Origin of the sequence: uncultured Sulfitobacter sp., assembly GCF_947502895.1 — a bacterium.
Lineage (GTDB): Bacteria > Pseudomonadota > Alphaproteobacteria > Rhodobacterales > Rhodobacteraceae > Sulfitobacter.
On the sequence record NZ_CANNBM010000002.1, the window covers coordinates 1013496 to 1029732 of the forward strand.

Consider the following 16237-nt stretch of genomic DNA (forward strand, 5'->3'; position numbering starts at 1 on the left):
CTTCAGGAAATGCGGCCTAACCCCATCGGCAGTATCCAGACTGGCAGACGCGCCGCTTTGATCTGACACGACGGAACCTGTGCGCGCAGCGATAGCATTTCGTGCCGCGCACGACGGGCAACGCAGGTCAGATCATCTTCAAAATCAGGCAGGTGGAACACCACCACCTTGCGCGTCGCCCCAAAACGCATCTGCGTCAACGTAATCTGTGCCGCTGCCTGATAGTGGCATGCGTCCCAACAAAGCTCTGCAATATCAGGAAGGTGGCGCAGGTTTTCCCAACGGCGCAACAATACAATCGTGACCGTTGGGTCATTCGATTGCACCGTTCCCAAAGCCACTCGCAATTCTTCAGCTTGGTCGCCAATGATCGCCACGCTTGTTGCGCGCGACGGCGACAGTGCCACGCCAATCGCGAACACCACCGCAGCGCAAACCGCTGCGATGGCAACCCATCGCTTAGCCGTCCACGCGGATGGTTGTGTTTTTCGGGTCATAGGGGCTGTCCTCGACAATCTCGGCGTCCCACAGCTGGTCGAACATCTTGACCTTCAGCTTGGTCCCGACCACCGCAGTCTCGGGAGAGACATAGCCCATGCCGATAGACTTCCCAAATGCGACAGAATACCCCCCCGAGGTCAGACGCCCCACGCGGGTATCGCCATGATAGAGAACCTCACGGCCCCACGGATCAGCATCATCAGGCCCGTCAATAAGGACCGTCACACATTTCGCTTTGATCCCATGATCCGCCATTGCCTGCTTGCCGTGGAAGTCCTTGTTCATATCGACAAAGCGTGGCAAATCGGCCTCCAGAGGGGTCGCATCGCGGCCCAACTCCGTGCCGAAGGCGCGGTATGACTTCTCCTGACGTAGCCAGTTTTGCGCGCGGGCGCCGACCAGCTTCATGCCATGCTTTTCGCCTGCTTTTTCCAGCAGATCAAACAGGTGGTTCTGCATCTCGATCGGATGGTGCAATTCCCACCCCAGCTCACCTGTATAGGCGACGCGGATCGCGCGTACAGGCACCATACCCAGCTCGATGTTGCGCATGGTCAGCCACGGGAACCGCTTGTTGCTCAGCACTGTGTCGGGATTGGCATCCTTGACGATCTCGTTCAGCACATCGCGGGATTTGGGACCAGCAATGGCAAAAACACCCCATTGGGTCGTGACATCATGACACTCGATATAACCGAATTCGGGTGCTTTATCCTCGATTGCCTTGCGCAGATAATCACTATCGTAAGCTGTCCAGGCACCTGCACTCACTAGGTAATATTCATCCTGCGCGATGCGCACGATGGTATATTCGGTCCGCGTGGTGCCTGCCCCCGTCAGCGCATAGGTCAGGTTGATGCGGCCAACCGATGGCAGCTTGTTGCAGGTAAACCAATCAAGAAAAGCCGTGGCACCCGGTCCTTTGACGACATGCTTGGTAAAGGCTGTTGCGTCGATCAGGCCGACACCTTCGCGCACGGCTTTCGCCTCCTCTACCGCGTACTGCCACCAGCCACCGCGACGGAAAGAGCGGCTGCCCGCATCGTCAAACCCCATCGGCGCGTAATAGTTCGGACGCTCCCATCCGTTTACCCAACCAAACTGTGCGCCGCGTGCCGCCTGACGGTCATAGGCGGGGGATGTGCGCAAGGGCCGTGCCGCAGGGCGCTCCTCATCAGGGTGGTGAAGGATATAGACGTGGCTATAGGCTTCCTCGTTCTTGCGCGCGGCAAATTCGGTTGTCATCCAGTCGCCATAGCGTTTGGGATCAAGGCTTGCCATGTCGATCTCGGCTTCACCGTTGACCATCATTTGCGCAAGGTAATAACCGGTGCCGCCCGCCGCTGTGATCCCGAAAGAGAAACCTTCAGCAAGCCACATGTTGCGCAGACCGGGTGCAGGGCCAACCAGCGGGTTGCCATCAGGTGTGTAGCAAATCGGTCCGTTGAAATCATCCTTGAGCCCTGAGTCGGCACAAGACGGCACACGCTCGGTCATCGCCATATACTGTTCAGCAATGCGGTCCAGATCCAGCGGGAACAGGTCAGCGCGGAAGCTGTCTGGCACGCCATGCTCGAACCGCGCGGGCGCACCTTGTTCGTAGATACCCAAAATCCAGCCGCCCCGCTCTTCGCGCGCATAGGACTCATTGTCCGCATCGCGAATGACAGGATGCTCCGCATTGCCTTGCGCGCGCCATTTCACCAGCTCGGGGTCTTGATCCATCACGATAAACGTATGCTCGACAGGGATTGCTGGCATCTTGATGCCCAGCATCTGCGCCGTGCGCTGCGCGTGGTTGCCAGAGGCGGTCACGACATGTTCGGCCGTGATCACAACCTGCTCGTCAGACGGGACCAGATTGCCTCCTTTTTCGACCATCTTGGTCACGGTGACATCCCACGCTTCACCATTCCAATGGAAGGCATCTGCCTGCCATTTCCGTTCAATCACAACACCGCGCTGGCGCGCCCCTTTTGCCATGGCCATGGTCACGTCAGCAGGGTTAATATAGCCATCGGTCTGGTGGTAAATCGCACCTTTCAGATCATCCGTACGGATCAGCGGCCACTTCGCCTTGATCTCATCCGGTGTCATCCACTCATAAGGCACACCACAGGTCTCTGCAGTGGAGGCATAGAGCATGTACTCCTCCATCCGCTCTTGCGTTTGGGCCATACGCAGGTTGCCCACCACGGCGAACCCCGCATTCAGACCCGTTTCTTCCTCCAGCGTTTTGTAGAATTTGATGGAGTAGTCGTGGATGTGGGTCGTCGCGTAAGACATGTTGAAATAGGGCAGCAGACCCGCCGCATGCCATGTTGAGCCTGACGTAAGTTCATCACGCTCCAGCAGCACAACGTCATCCCATCCGGCAGCCGCCAAGTGATATGCAATAGACGTGCCTACGGCACCGCCACCCACAACCAATGCTTTGACTTGAGTTTTCATGTGCCGATTCCCTTCTGCGCGCATTCACTGCTGTTTTAGCGGCCAAGCCCGAAAACCAACGCCAAAGCGCGACTGGAAAAAGAGAAAAACCGACCTGCGCCCCCAGATGAAATGAACTCGGGGCTGCAAGACGCCGCTTCTATCTTTCCTGGCCCCAACCCTTCGGGAGAAGCCGCGCCCAAGGCGGACGGTCAGGGCAGAGCCACCAACGCCACAAACCCAATGCGCTACGGTAGGATTTTGCCAGGGTTCATAATATCGTCCGGATCCAGCGCACGTTTGATTGCACCCATAACATCTACTGCACCGCCCAGTTCTTTCACCAGATAAGGCCGCTTGCCCTGCCCGATCCCGTGTTCGCCTGTACAGGTCCCACCAAGAGCAATCGCACGGTCGTTCAACCAGCTGACAAAGACTTCAGCCCGCGCCACCTCATCTGCATCATCCATATCAATCAACAATGAGGCGTGGAAATTCCCGTCGCCCGCATGACCTACAACAGGAGCGATCAGGTTCAGCTCGGCAGCTTTCTCATTCGCACCCACCACCGCTTCGGCCAGCTTTGAGATCGGCACACAAACATCCGTCGCCACCGCCTTGGCCCCGGGACGCAACGCCAGCATCGCCCAATAGGCATCATGACGTGCCTGCCACAGTTTACTCCGTTCCTCAGCGGTAGATGTTGCAGCGTATCCCGTGCCGCCAAACTCTTCCGCCAGCGCGCCGAATGTCTCGGCCTGCTCGACTACCCCTGCGTCCGAGCCGTGGAACTCCAACAGCAGGAGCGGGGTTTCAGCCAGTGACAGTTTGGAATAGCTGTTGACCGCCTTGACCACCATCGCATCCAGCAATTCAATCCGTGCCACGGGCAGACCGTACTGGATCACTGCCATCACCGCCTCGCAGGCCGCTTCAACGGTCGGAAACGAACAGCTTGCCGCCGAGATCGCCTCGGGGATCCCCTGAAGGCGCAATGTCACTTCGGTGATGATCCCCAATGTCCCCTCAGAGCCGACCATCAGCCGCGTCAAGTCATACCCAGCAGAGGATTTTCGCGCACGGCTGGCCGTACGGATCACTTCGCCATTGGCCATCACAGCCTCGACGCTCAGCACATTGTCTTTCATCGTACCATAGCGCACTGCATTGGTGCCAGAAGCGCGGGTAGCAGTCATGCCACCGATGCTGGCATCCGCGCCCGGATCGATAGGAAAGAACAACCCCTGATCACGCAGATAGGTATTGAGCGCCGTGCGGGTGACGCCGGGCTGTACACGACAATCCAGATCGCCTGCGTTAACCTCCAGCACCTTATCCATCTGGCTCACATCGATGCTGATCCCGCCCGCAGGCGCATTGACATGACCTTCCAGCGAAGTGCCTGTGCCAAAAGGAATGATCGGAACTTTATGTGCCGCACAAATCCGCACCACATCGACGACCTCCGCCGTGGACTGGGCAAAGACGACACCGTCGGGCGGCTGGTTTACGATCCATGTGGTCGTATGCGCGTGCTGCTCACGGATCGAAGCGCCGGTATGAAACCGCTCGCCAAACTGCTGTTTAAGCACGCCCAGTACCGCGCCTATTCCATCTTCATTACGCGCAAGCGCGATAGCCTGAACCATTATCTAGTCTCCTAATACAATACCTTCGCGGCGCGGATCGGCCCCGCCGCTGAGCTGATCACCAATCCGGATCAGATGCAGACCTGATGTGAGCGGGCGCAGATTTGTCTCGTACCCTACGTCCGCCAGCCCCTCTTGCAGGGCCTCCGCATCAGTTCCCGCTTCCAGATCATAAGTACCAAACCGATTGACTGCATGAGGCAGCGCGGCGGCCTGTTGCGGGTCCAGCCCCCAGTCGATCATCCCGATAATTGCCTGCGCGGTATAGCCAATGATCCTGCTACCACCAGGTGATCCCGCAACAATAACCGGCGCGCCATCCTTCATCACAACAGTTGGCGACATAGAGGAGCGTGGCCGCTTGCCCGGCTCAACGCGGTTGGCAACCGGCACCCCCTCGCGATGGCTGCGAAACGAGAAATCCGTCAGCTCGTTGTTGAGCAGAAATCCCCCAACCATCAATCTGCTGCCAAATCCGTTTTCGATCGTCGTGGTCATCGATGCGACATTCCCCGTCGCGTCCACAATCGAGATATGCGAGGTCGAGGGCAGCTCGATCGCTTCATCATCCGCCCAGTTCAGCGCGTGATCAAATGCAGGGGCTCCCGCACTCACCTCGGGCAAGGCATCGTCGCCTGCCAACAATTCCGCCCGCTGCGCCAGATAGGCAGGCTCCAACATGCCCTTCACAGGCACAGGCACATAATCACTATCCGCCACATATCGTCCACGATCCGCAAACGCGAGGCGCGAGGCATCGCCAATCAGGCGGCGCACGGTTACGTCATCCGGTCCCGCGCTCAGGTCATACCCCTCCAACATCCCCAGCGTCTGCCCCACCGCAATCGCGCCCGAGGACGGCGGCCCCATGCCGCAAACCTCGTGCGCGCGGTAGCTTGCACAAACAGCTGGCCGCTCCTTCACGGTGTAGATCGCCAGATCAACCTCTGACAAAACGCCGGCATTGTTTGCGCCCTGAACGGTCGCCACAATCTCACGCGCCAAAGCGCCCGTATAGAAACCGTCAACGCCCTGTGCACCCAGCATCCGCAAGGTCTGCGCATAAGGTTCATTTACAAGGGTTTGCCCTACCCCTACCGGCGTACCTTCTGGCAGAAAATACGCCGCCGTCGTGTCAGAGCTTGCCAGCCGCTCGGCATCCGCCGCGACAAGCTGGGCCAGACGCGGGCTGACGGGAAACCCCTTCTCCGCCAATTCAATAGCAGGGGCCAGCAAGGCGGCCCAATCCTGCGTACCGTGCCGCGCATGTATCTCTGCCAGCAGTGCAGGCGTGCCCGGTGTGCCGACAGAACGCCCGCCTACAACCGCGTCAAAGAACTTGAGAGGTTCGCCACTTTCATCCTGAAACAGCTTCGGTGTTGCGGCCAATGGCGCGGTCTCGCGCCCGTCAAATGTAGTCAACGCACCCGTTGCCCCGTCATACCAAACCAGAAATGCACCGCCCCCAAGCCCCGAGCTTTGCGGCTCAACCAGACCCAGCATCACCTGCACGGCCACCAGCGCATCCGCCGCCGTGCCACCCGCCGCCAATACATCTGCACCTGCCTTTACGGCATAAGGGTTTGCTGCGGAGATCATCCATGTGTCTGCAACAACAGATTGCCCCGCCGCCTTGGCTGCAAGTGCGGCTGTCACATCAGGTGAAATACTCTGGAAGCTGCCAGCGCTTGCCGCCTCGGGCTCCACCGCATCCGCAGCCTGTTGGGCCTGCGCACTTGCAGCAATCACCACAAACACTCCGGTTAAAACTGAACGCAACATCAGACAGACCCCTTTTCTTTATTTTTCCCTTAAACTCTCCCGTCCCCTCAACCCGCGCCGAAGGGCCGCCTATCATAGCATGGACGGCACAACCTGGTCCGGCGGGCGGTGGCCGTCATCAAACGTCTTGATGTTGATGATCACCTTTTCGCCCATATCAATCCGCCCTTCGAGGGTGGCCGACCCCATGTGCGGCAACAACACCACATTATCCAGCTCGCGCAGACGCGGATTTATCTCTACGCCATGCTCGTACACATCCAGCCCCGCGCCTTTGATCTCGCCCGCGCGCAACATCCGCGTCAGTGCGTTCTCGTCGATCACCTCTCCGCGCGAAGTGTTCACGATCACCGCGTCAGGTTTCATCAACTTCAACCGCCGCGCATTCATCAGATGGAAGGTAGAGGGCGTGTGCGGACAATTGACCGAAATCACGTCCATCCGCGCGACCATCTGGTCGAGGCTCTCCCAGTAGGTCGCTTGCAATGCTTGCTCCGTTTCGGGGCGCAAACGGCGGCGGTTGTGATAATGGACTTGCATGCCAAAAGCGGCTGCACGCCGCGCAACGGCACTCCCGATCTGGCCCATGCCCAGAATACCCAGTCGGCGGCCCGCGATGCGCCCGCCCAGCAGAGCGTTTGGCGCCCAGCCGTCCCATTCGCCCTGCTGCATCTTGGCCATGCCTTCTGGCATCCGCCGCGTTACAGCCAGCAAAAGCGCCATGGTCATATCTGCTGTATCATCGGTCAGAACACCTGGCGTGTTCGAGACCAGCACACCTTGCTGGCGCGCGGTTGCCACATCGATGTGATCTACCCCCGCCCCATAATTCGCAATCAGTTTGAGGCGTCCCCCCGCCTGCGCAATCAGTGCGTTATCAATTTGGTCGGTAATCGTTGGCACCAGCACATCGCATGTCTTGATCGCCTCTGCCAACTCGGCACGGGTCATCGGCGCATCTGTGTCACGCAGGCGCACATCGAACAGCTCGGCCATTCTTTTTTCGACGACTTCGGGCAATCGTCGCGTGACTACAACACTCAATCGTTGTTTTGGCATAATTCAATCTCCGGACTTGGGGCGCGCATCAGTTCGGTGCATGGTGACCCAAGCAGCGACGAGGCACAAGAACCCCGCGCAGCTGACGAGCAAGACAAAACAATAAAATTCAGTGCAGGCAGCACAACATGAACAGATCGAAATTGCGCAAACTGGGCGCGGGGCTTCTCGGAGCCTGTGCCCTCATTCTGACCACCAGCTTTGCCACGCCCGTTCTCGCAGCGGACGGCGTGCAAGCGGGTATGCAAACAGGCAAAGTCACGAAACGCCCTATTCCACGGTATGTTTCAATGAAAGCGTCAGAAGGCAATGTGCGCCGTGGCCCATCGCTGACCCACCGCATTGACTGGGTGTTCAAGCGGCGCGATATGCCGCTACGCATCACTGCCGAGCACGGGCATTGGCGCCGCGTAGAGGACCGTGACGGTATGGGCGGCTGGGTGCATTATTCGCTTTTGTCCGGCACGCGCACCGTTTTGGTTGAAAAAGACATGCTCACTCTGCACGCACGCCCAGACCCTGCCGCCCCCGTTACTGCTGCACTTGAACTGGGCGTGGTCGCCCGCGTCGCTGAATGCAGTAGCGAATGGTGCTTGCTGCGTTCGGGCGGCTTTAGGGGGTGGGCGCCCAAGGCGCGCTTGTGGGGGGTCCGCCCTGCCGAGACGTTTGATTGATTGCACCTTTACTCCCCTTGGATCATGCTGGCCGCCAGCCAGCTTGACCCAAAGGACACTGCCCCATGAAATCTGTATTCTATGACCGCTTCGGCACCGCTGCTGATGTGCTGCACCTTGCCGAGTTTGACACCCCCGCGCCCGCGGCGGGCGAGGTAACAGTACGTCTTGCGTTTTCGGGCGTGAACCCTTCAGACATCAAATCACGTTCGGGCACGAGGCCAGGGGTTTTGAAACCCGCATTTGATCAAGTGATCCCCCATAGTGATGGCGCAGGCGTTATCGAGGCCGTAGGCGAAGGTGTCAGTGGCGACCGCATCGGCCAGCGGGTCTGGATATGGAACGGCCAGTGGCAGCGCGCTTTTGGCACGGCCTCGACCCATATTACCCTCGCGTCCGAACAGGCAGTCGCCCTGCCCGGCAGCATCAGCCTTGAGACAGGTGCCGTGTTAGGTATCCCCGGCCTGACGGCTGCGGAAGCTGTGTTCGGCGCGGGCGATGTGAAGGGACAAACTCTGTTAGTCAGTGGCGGAGGCGGCACGGTTGGGTATCTTGCAGTGCAGCTGGCCGTTTGGGGTGGCGCACGTGTAATCGCGACGTGCAGCCCGCGCGATGCCGAGCGTGTGCGCGCAGCGGGGGCGCAGACTGTGCTGGACTACCGTGCGCCTACTTTGGCCGCAGATATTCTGGCAGCAAACAACGGCACCCCTGTTGACCGCATCCTTGAAGTCGAATTCGGCGCGAATGTCGCGATGAACGCCGAAGTAATCAAAACCAACGGAACGATTGCTGCCTATGGCTCCCAAATCGAAATGGCCCCGACACTACCCTTTGGCCCATTGCTGTTCAAAGCGGCGACCATCGACATCATCCTGATCTATCTGCTGCCCCTACCTCAGCGGACCGAGCGGATCACGCGCCTGAACGAGGCGCTGACCCAAGGGGCGCTCGCTTGCCCCATTGCCCAAGTCTACCCCCTGACAGACTGTGTTGCGGCCCATGAGGCGGTTCTGGCAGGCGCGCGTGCCGGCGCAGTCCTTGTTTCTTGCGACTAACCTGAAACAGAATGGCAGAATTGCCAAAGAGGCCGCGCAGGCGTAATCTGGCCGGATTAGAGCCTGCGACCCTTTTTTAAGAGATACATTATGCGCCTCATCGCCTTGTTGTTGTGCCTGCTGTTGCCCATGGGCGTGCAAGCACAATCCTCCGACCAGCCTTCTGGCACCATCACCATCGCAGACAGCGCCACCCAAGACGCGGCCATTGCCACCCGCATCCGCGATATTCTAGGTGAGTTGGACGGGTTTGAAGATGTCACCGTTACAGTAAGCTCGGGGATTGTAAGCCTGCGCGGCAGCACGCTGGACACCCCAACGGCGCAACGCCTGAACGAATTGGTTGGCCGTGTCGAAGGTGTGGTCGCCATTGAGAACGAGGTGACAGAGACAACAGATGTGGTGCAGCGGCTCAACCCCGCGGTCGCCCGTTTCATGGCGCGGGGCCAGCAGGTGATCGCATTTCTGCCGCTCGCACTGGTTGCCATATCGCTGTTTGCACTGATCGTCCTGCTGGGCTTTGCCATTGCACGGCGCAAACAACCATGGGAGCGGCTGGCCCCCAACGCATTCATCGCCGATATCTACCGCCAGATTTTACGTCTGGCCTTTATCATCGGCGGTCTGGTCGTCGCCCTGGATATCCTTAATGCAACGGCGCTTTTGTCAGGCATCCTTGGTGCTGCGGGGATTGTCGGGCTTGCCATTGGTTTCGCCGTGCGTGACACGGTCGAGAATTTCATCGCATCGATCATGCTGTCGATCCGCCAGCCCTTTCGCCCCAATGACACTGTCGAAATCGAAGGCGATACCGGCAAAGTCATCCGCCTGACCTCTCGCGCGACCATTTTGCTGAGCTTTGACGGCAACCACATCCGAATCCCCAACGCGACCGTATTCAAAAGCCGGATCGTCAACTTTTCACGCAATGCAGAGCGCAGGTTCACCTTTCAGCTGGCCGTGGCTCCTGATGCCGATCTGGCCCATGCGCAAAAGCTGACGATGAACACATTGGAGGGTCTGCCATTTGTGCTGAAAACGCCTTTGGCCTCTGTCTGGATCGAATCAGTGGATGACAGCTGGGTCACAATGGGGATGGCTGGATGGATCAACCAGCATAACACCAGCATCGTGCTGGCCCGCTCGGAGGCGATCAGGCTGGTACAGGCTGCATTTGACACAGCAGGCATCGGCGCACAGCCGCCCGCCTATCGTTTGTTAGGCGCCAGCGGCGCAATATTGGGCCAAGACACGGAAAAACCTACCCAAACACGCCCCGCAGGGCCCGATTTACTCCCCCTTCCCGCGCAGGCTGTCGATGCCACAGAGGACCAACAACTGGCCGATATCGTCGATATGGAGCGCGCCGAAGAGCATAGCGATCTGCTGCGTGAAAATGCCGATCAGGAATAACTCGCTCTTTGTGCGCAATTAGCGCGGATAAAGGCTTGCGCCCCGCGCCAACCCGCCCTATTTAACGGCCCACGTTGGGATGTAGCCAAGTGGTAAGGCAACTGTTTTTGGTACAGTGTACCGTAGGTTCGAATCCTACCATCCCAGCCACACACACCAGTCAATTCAGCCCCTTGAAAGCGCCCGTATAGGCCATGCCGCTACCGTAGGCGTGATCTCGCATATTGCGAAAATAGCGTGCAGCACCCAAAAGATTTGTCCGAAAATGGATTTTCATCTGACGGCATCTTTGGCGGTGCTTTGGTGCGAGGATAAATCTGTCCTAGACGGGGGGCTAACCGGATCGCCGGTCCATCGACGCACATCCGGTTTCCAAACAAAGCACCAAGCCCCATCACTGCGGCCACGGTTTCGGCAGAGCCGTGCGTGGAGAACCTGTGCGGGATCGTAGGCATCGCCATGCCCCTGAACGCCGTAAGAAACGAAAGTGGCAGGACCGAAAAGCCCCTACGATGGAGGGAGTAATGGAATGGCCCGAGCATTGTCATGAAGTCACCGCCACGAAACCGCGGGCCAAACGCTTTGCGAGGTGCGCCGGTTGCAACTGAAACAACGGCGCGTTTGCCTTTGAAGTATCCAGTACCATAGCGCAGTTTGCTTGTTTAAAAACCACCATCTACAAAGACGCGGTTCATCCAGCCCTTCACAATCGCGGGCGGGCGATGCCACGACAGTGGAAACTGAAAGACCAGCAGATCAACCTGTTCGACAGCGGCAATTTCGTCTTTTACCGCAGCGGGCGAGTGGCCATTTCTAGAAGCGTTCCGTTGTTCGTTCAGTCTGGTAAAAGTCCCCATGTCAGCACGGCCCCTATAGTGTTCAGCGAGTTCAACAGGATTAAAATGCGATTGGTTAAGATCGCTCACTGTCACCGTGTCCCCCCTTGCAAAAAGAGCTGTTGTTGCTGTGCTGGTCAGCGGGTCATTGTATGGTGCGCGTGGATGATGTGTACGTGCATTTTGCTGAAGGTCCCTTTTGAGTTCTGATCGCTGGATGATCCACCATCCAGTTTTGTAAGGCTGTTGGGTGAGTTTGAAATTTGGGCTTTCAAATATGAACAACAAACTTGACAGGGACGACTATGAAACCGTGCTGCACATCGCCGCGACTGGCCCACTTTCGAAGGCAGCCCAACGTGCTGGTACAAGCCACCCAACGCTTTTTCGAAAATCAACGCTATCGAACTAAAGCTCGGTGTGCGCCTGTTTGAGCGGTTTCGCACAGGATACCAGACAACACCCGCAGGCGACGAAATTGTGCAAGTGGCCAACCAGATGTCTATTCTGACAAACAAGGTGGAACGGCAGTTGTCCGGTCGCGACCTTCGCCCTTCAGGCGTGGTGCGCATTGTCTCGCCTGTTTCTATTCGCTTTGATCTACGCGTTCTGGAAGAGCATCAGCCTGTTGCGGCTAAAGTGTCACGGCGAAAAAGCCAGAGCAAAGCAGGCAGCAAACCCGATCACGCAAAGAAGAATACGCCGCAGCACGCCCGCTTTGCCGATTAACGCGTAAGACAGGCATGTCAGGCCAAAACCTACCATGACGAACGCGATAATTGCGCCTGAGGTGTTGCTTGTGACGCGGATAAGGTCAGGGTTGGCAATCATGGCCAGCGGGATGATATAGAGCCCGAGACCCAGCGCCATCGCCGTGAGCGCAACCCTGAGCCAGTTTTCCCCGATCATCCCCGCGGCGATGAATACCGCGCCACAAACAGGCGGTGTAATCGTGGACAACAGCGCAAACCAGAAAACAAACAGATGTGCTTGCAGCGGCTCAAGCCCCAGCTCGGTCAATGCGGGGCCCGCGACCGACACGCAGATCACATAGGCAGCAGTTGTGGGCACTTCCATGCCCAGCAGCAGACATGCAAGCGCAGTGAGCAGCAAAGCAGGCCAAAGCGACCCGCCAGACCCTGAAATAATGATCGAGGTTATTTTGATCCCCAGCCCGGTAATACCCAGAACGCCGATGATGATAGAAGCACAGATGATAATCGCCCCGATCATCGCAACCTGTTGGCCAATCGCACGCAGGGCATTGCCTAAGCGCTCAAAACCCTGGGCAATATCCATCCGCGGGGTCGCATCGAAAAACAGCGCGATTGCGCCGGCAAATATGGCCAGCACAGCGGCGTATTGTGGCGTGAAGCCAGCAACAAACATCGCAACCAGCAGCACCGAGAAGGGCACGAGGAAAAAAACAGAGGTAATCAAGACCATGCGCGTGTCAGGCCGCTGATCCTCTGGCACCGCTTGCAAATCAAATCGTTGGGCGTAGGCGTTTATGCCCATCCACACGGTCAGGAAATACAGTATCGCAGGCAGCAGTGCCGCCAGCATGATCTGGGTGTAGGGCACGCCTGTAAGCTCTACCATCACAAAGGCCCCTGCCCCCATCAGGGGCGGCATGATCTGCCCACCCGAAGAGGCCACAGCCTCTACTGCCGCAGCGAGGCGTTTTGGATAGCCCAGTTTGGTCATCGCAGGCAGCGTGATCGCCCCCGTGGAGGCCACGTTGGCCGATGCCGAGCCAGAGATGGAGCCGAACAGCGCCGAGGACAGCACCGAGACTTTGGCCGCCCCGCCGGTAAGCCGCCCAGCAGCGGCAGAGGCCACATTCATAAAGCCCTGCCCCGCCTCACCCGCGTTCAGTACAGCGCCGAAGATGACAAAGATCGCCACGACCCCAACGGACACCCCTGTAAGGCTGCCCCACAACCCGCCTTCGGCAACCACAAGCGTGCCTAGAAAGCTGCGCAAGGGCGTACCAGCATGGCCAAACTCCCCCGGAATATGCTGTCCGTAAAGGCCATAGAGCAACGCACAAAATGCCACCAGTGGCAGCGGCCAGCCGATCATGCGGCGCGCTCCCTCCATCGCGATTGCCAGTAGCGAAATCGCCAGCACGACCTGAAACTGGTTCTCCAGAAACCCGTATTGGTTGCGCAGCATTTGGTGGTTCAATGCAATCCAGATACACCCCGAGACACCAATCCCTGTGATCACCGCGCCCGACCACCAGCCAGCCCGCGTGTTGGCCGCATATAAAAACACCCACGGCAGGATCAGTGCCATGTGCAGCGGGCGCGCCACAAGGTTTGGCACCAGCCCGTAGAATATCAACCCGATATGGAACACCGCAGTGATCAGGCCAAGCGCGATCCAGATGCGCGCGGCAACCGGACCAGTTGTGAGGGGAGAGGATGTCACGGGACTAAAATGCCTTGCCTCCAGCATATATGGAGGCAAGGCTGGTCAGTTACATATGCGCGTCGTTCAACGCCACGCCGACTTCTTTGTAGTATTTGATCGCACCGGGGTGGATCTGAGTGGTAATGTTGCTCAGCATTTCGGGAGAGACACCAGCCCACCACGCCGCGTCTTTCGCCATATCTGCCCGCGTCTCCCAATAGGTTTTGGTCAGCGAATAGGCGGTATCATCGTCCATCTTGGTGGTGGCATAAGCAACCACAGGCAAAGAGGTGGTGGTGATATCATCGGTCTGGCCTGTGTATGTACCCGCCGGGATGGTCAAACGCGTGCGCTTTGACGCAGCGATCTGCTCATCATTCAGCGACAGGACCGTAACGCCGGTGGAGGCGGCCGCTTCGATCACGTTGGGCGCAGGAAAAGACCCCGCAGTGACAAAGCCGTCGATCTGCCCGTTTTTGAGCGCGTTTACCGCATTGGACAGCTCTGAATCCGCGATATTCACTTTGCCTTCGAGGCCAAACAGATCGATGTACTTGGCCCCTTCTCGCGCCCCGAAGGAGCCGCTGCCCAACAGGATCGTCTTGCCCTCCATCTGCTCGAAACTGGTAACACCGCTGTCTTGGGACATGACAAAATGCATGGTCAGCGACGGGATCGGGAAAAGCGCACGAATATCGTCAAATGCCGGATCGCCCTTGCCTTCGAACATGGCTTTGCCGCCTTGTGCCAAACCGACCAAGGCTGGTGGCGTGGTGAAAACATAATCACCACCTCGCGCCCGCACTTCCATCACGTTCTGAACAGACCCCTGGCTTTCCTCAACCGTAACGGCGATATCGCCGCTTGTGCCTGCCTTCATGGCCTCTGCAATTTGAACAGCCATCTGGAAATACGAAGACCCTGCTTTGGCTGATTTATACGTGACCCGTGTTTCAGCGGACGCAGTGCTTGCCAGCATGATCGCAACAGCAGCCGCCGCGCCGATAGATTTCATCAGTGTCATTTTATTCTCCCTTTGTTTGGGGCGATAGTTATGGGGAATGCGTGGGGATGCAAGCGAACCAGTAGGTTTCCGGTTCAAATGCGGATATGGGCAATGCAGGCGACCTTGCGGTGTTTTGACATTTCGGGCTGCAACACCATCTTGCTGAATGTACCGCATGGCAAACGGCATCACTGTTGGAAAAGCTCTATGCGCACCTCGATCATCACTCAAAACGCATCTTATCTGGGCTTGCTAGCGGGCAATACCATCCTTGGCTCTGCCATGCCCATGATGATTATTCTGGGTGGTCTGGCAGGTTTGATGCTGGCCCCTTCAACGGCGCTTGCCACCTTACCTGCATCACTTTCGACGCTGGCGGGATTCCTTGCAGCGGCACCCTTTTCACTTCTCATGGGCAGGTGGGGACGCAAGGCAGGTTTTCTGCTCGGTGTTGGATGCGCGGTGTTTGGCGCGCTCATAGGTGTATGGGCGTTGCTGAGCGGTAATTTTGTCCTGCTGTGCATCGGGCATCTGGCATTGGGGGCGGCACTTGCATGCTACCAGTTCTTTCGCTTCGCCGCAGCCGAGATTGTGAGTGCCGAATGGCAACCTGTTGCAATCTCTCTGATGCTTACATCAGGCTTGATCGCTGCATTCGTGGGGCCGCAGGTCTTCATCATGTCAAAAGACGCGCTTGCCCCCGTACCGCTTGCGGGTGCCTATGCCGCTCTTGCCGCGCTTTCGTTGGTTGGCTTGATACCTCTGGCGCTGACACGCTTGCCTAAACCGCCCCCCTCGATGCCTCAAACGCTGCGGGAGCGATTTGCTTCGCTGTCTGTGCTCAACCGCAAACCTGTGCGGCTTGCGGTTGGTTTGGGGGCGGTTTCCCAAGGTATCATGGTGTTTATGATGGTGCCTACGCCACTGGCGATGATCGGCTGCGGGTTCAGCGAGGCGCTGGCGGGCGATGTCATCAGATGGCATGTGGTCGCCATGTTCGCGCCCAGTTTCTTCACTGGCTTTTTGATCAAGAAATTCGGCGGGCAGCGGATTGCCTTTATCGGCGTCGGATTGTTGATTGTCGCATCCGTCGCCGCAATGAGCGGTCTGTCCGCCCTGAACTTCTATGGCTCCCTTGTTTTGTTGGGTGTGGGGTGGAACTTCGGGTTTATCGGAGCAACGTCGATTCTTGCCACTGCGGTATCGGACGCGGAAAAAGCCGTTGTGCAAGGGGCGAATGATACCGTGCTCGCCTTGGTCTCGACGCTTTGCGCATTTGCAGCCGGCGCGATAATCGCTGGTGTAGGATGGATCGTCCTTTCAGGCGTTTCGACCGCTTTGCTTATACTCGCACTTGTTGCGTTGCTGTGGGAGGCACGGTCGGCAGTTATCAAGTGATACGCTGGGCTGCTGG

The 16237-nt window shown here is 58.0% G+C and carries 12 protein-coding genes and 1 tRNA gene; 5 read left to right on the top strand and 8 right to left on the bottom strand.

Annotated elements, in window-relative coordinates; all coding sequences use genetic code 11:
• Positions 1-2 precede the first annotated feature (2 nt).
• The 5 genes from Q0903_RS12935 to Q0903_RS12955 all read right to left on the bottom strand — a co-directional run bounded on the left by Q0903_RS12935 (position 3) and on the right by Q0903_RS12955 (position 7421).
• Entirely contained in the window at positions 3-497 is a 495-nt protein-coding gene (locus Q0903_RS12935; RefSeq protein ID WP_299415951.1) for a hypothetical protein, read from the bottom strand.
• The gene (locus Q0903_RS12940) at positions 460-2952 is read right to left on the bottom strand and encodes an FAD-dependent oxidoreductase (protein ID WP_299027870.1); all 2493 of its coding nucleotides are present in this window, start codon (positions 2950-2952) and stop codon (positions 460-462) included. The genes Q0903_RS12935 and Q0903_RS12940 overlap by 38 nt, the downstream gene beginning before the upstream one ends.
• Positions 2953-3179: 227 nt before the next feature.
• Complete coding sequence (locus Q0903_RS12945; protein WP_299415954.1) at positions 3180-4580, bottom strand: FAD-linked oxidase C-terminal domain-containing protein; 1401 nt, start codon at positions 4578-4580, stop codon at positions 3180-3182.
• Between the two features lie 3 nt (positions 4581-4583).
• A complete protein-coding gene (gene ggt, locus Q0903_RS12950; RefSeq protein ID WP_299415957.1) occupies positions 4584-6362 on the bottom strand; it encodes a gamma-glutamyltransferase in 1779 nt (592 codons plus the stop codon).
• 72 nt (positions 6363-6434) lie between these two features.
• Positions 6435-7421 (bottom strand): D-glycerate dehydrogenase, encoded by a 987-nt coding sequence (locus tag Q0903_RS12955; RefSeq protein WP_299027861.1) that lies wholly within the window; start codon positions 7419-7421, stop codon positions 6435-6437.
• A gap of 128 nt (positions 7422-7549) precedes the next feature.
• Between Q0903_RS12955 and Q0903_RS12960 the strand changes: the two genes are divergently transcribed.
• The 4 genes from Q0903_RS12960 to Q0903_RS12975 all read left to right on the top strand — a co-directional run bounded on the left by Q0903_RS12960 (position 7550) and on the right by Q0903_RS12975 (position 10713).
• Positions 7550-8095 (top strand): SH3 domain-containing protein, encoded by a 546-nt coding sequence (locus Q0903_RS12960; RefSeq protein WP_299027858.1) that lies wholly within the window; start codon positions 7550-7552, stop codon positions 8093-8095.
• A gap of 65 nt (positions 8096-8160) precedes the next feature.
• Positions 8161-9150, top strand: coding sequence for an NADPH:quinone reductase (locus Q0903_RS12965; RefSeq protein ID WP_299027855.1), 990 nt, complete (start codon positions 8161-8163; stop codon positions 9148-9150).
• 90 nt (positions 9151-9240) lie between these two features.
• Positions 9241-10563: a mechanosensitive ion channel domain-containing protein gene (locus tag Q0903_RS12970; protein ID WP_299415961.1), complete on the top strand. Its 1323-nt coding sequence runs from the start codon at positions 9241-9243 to the stop codon at positions 10561-10563.
• 75 nt (positions 10564-10638) lie between these two features.
• Positions 10639-10713, top strand: a tRNA-Gln gene (locus tag Q0903_RS12975).
• 512 nt (positions 10714-11225) lie between these two features.
• Here the strand turns inward: Q0903_RS12975 and Q0903_RS19780 are convergent.
• The 3 genes from Q0903_RS19780 to Q0903_RS12990 all read right to left on the bottom strand — a co-directional run bounded on the left by Q0903_RS19780 (position 11226) and on the right by Q0903_RS12990 (position 14841).
• Complete coding sequence (locus Q0903_RS19780) at positions 11226-11687, bottom strand: NAD(P)H-dependent oxidoreductase (protein WP_366141497.1); 462 nt, start codon at positions 11685-11687, stop codon at positions 11226-11228.
• A gap of 354 nt (positions 11688-12041) precedes the next feature.
• Positions 12042-13835: a TRAP transporter fused permease subunit gene (locus Q0903_RS12985; RefSeq protein ID WP_299415963.1), complete on the bottom strand. Its 1794-nt coding sequence runs from the start codon at positions 13833-13835 to the stop codon at positions 12042-12044.
• A 49-nt stretch (positions 13836-13884) separates the two neighbouring features.
• Positions 13885-14841, bottom strand: coding sequence for a TAXI family TRAP transporter solute-binding subunit (locus tag Q0903_RS12990; protein WP_299415966.1), 957 nt, complete (start codon positions 14839-14841; stop codon positions 13885-13887).
• Positions 14842-14934: 93 nt separating this feature from the next.
• Between Q0903_RS12990 and Q0903_RS12995 the strand changes: the two genes are divergently transcribed.
• On the top strand, positions 14935-16221 hold the full coding sequence (locus tag Q0903_RS12995) for an MFS transporter (protein WP_299415968.1): 1287 nt from the start codon (positions 14935-14937) through the stop codon (positions 16219-16221).
• Positions 16222-16237 lie beyond the last annotated feature (16 nt).

What these genes read in the sequence shown, in the direction of transcription:
- Q0903_RS12935 (WP_299415951.1), bottom strand. Translation starts at nt 497, where the DNA reads ATGACCCGAAAAACACAACCATCCGCGTGGACGGCTAAGCGATGGGTT.
- Q0903_RS12940 (WP_299027870.1), bottom strand. Translation starts at nt 2,952, where the DNA reads ATGAAAACTCAAGTCAAAGCATTGGTTGTGGGTGGCGGTGCCGTAGGC.
- Q0903_RS12945 (WP_299415954.1), bottom strand. Translation starts at nt 4,580, where the DNA reads ATGGTTCAGGCTATCGCGCTTGCGCGTAATGAAGATGGAATAGGCGCG.
- ggt (WP_299415957.1), bottom strand. Translation starts at nt 6,362, where the DNA reads ATGTTGCGTTCAGTTTTAACCGGAGTGTTTGTGGTGATTGCTGCAAGT.
- Q0903_RS12955 (WP_299027861.1), bottom strand. Translation starts at nt 7,421, where the DNA reads ATGCCAAAACAACGATTGAGTGTTGTAGTCACGCGACGATTGCCCGAA.
- Q0903_RS12960 (WP_299027858.1), top strand. Translation starts at nt 7,550, where the DNA reads ATGAACAGATCGAAATTGCGCAAACTGGGCGCGGGGCTTCTCGGAGCC.
- Q0903_RS12965 (WP_299027855.1), top strand. Translation starts at nt 8,161, where the DNA reads ATGAAATCTGTATTCTATGACCGCTTCGGCACCGCTGCTGATGTGCTG.
- Q0903_RS12970 (WP_299415961.1), top strand. Translation starts at nt 9,241, where the DNA reads ATGCGCCTCATCGCCTTGTTGTTGTGCCTGCTGTTGCCCATGGGCGTG.
- Q0903_RS12990 (WP_299415966.1), bottom strand. Translation starts at nt 14,841, where the DNA reads ATGACACTGATGAAATCTATCGGCGCGGCGGCTGCTGTTGCGATCATG.
- Q0903_RS12995 (WP_299415968.1), top strand. Translation starts at nt 14,935, where the DNA reads ATGCAGGCGACCTTGCGGTGTTTTGACATTTCGGGCTGCAACACCATC.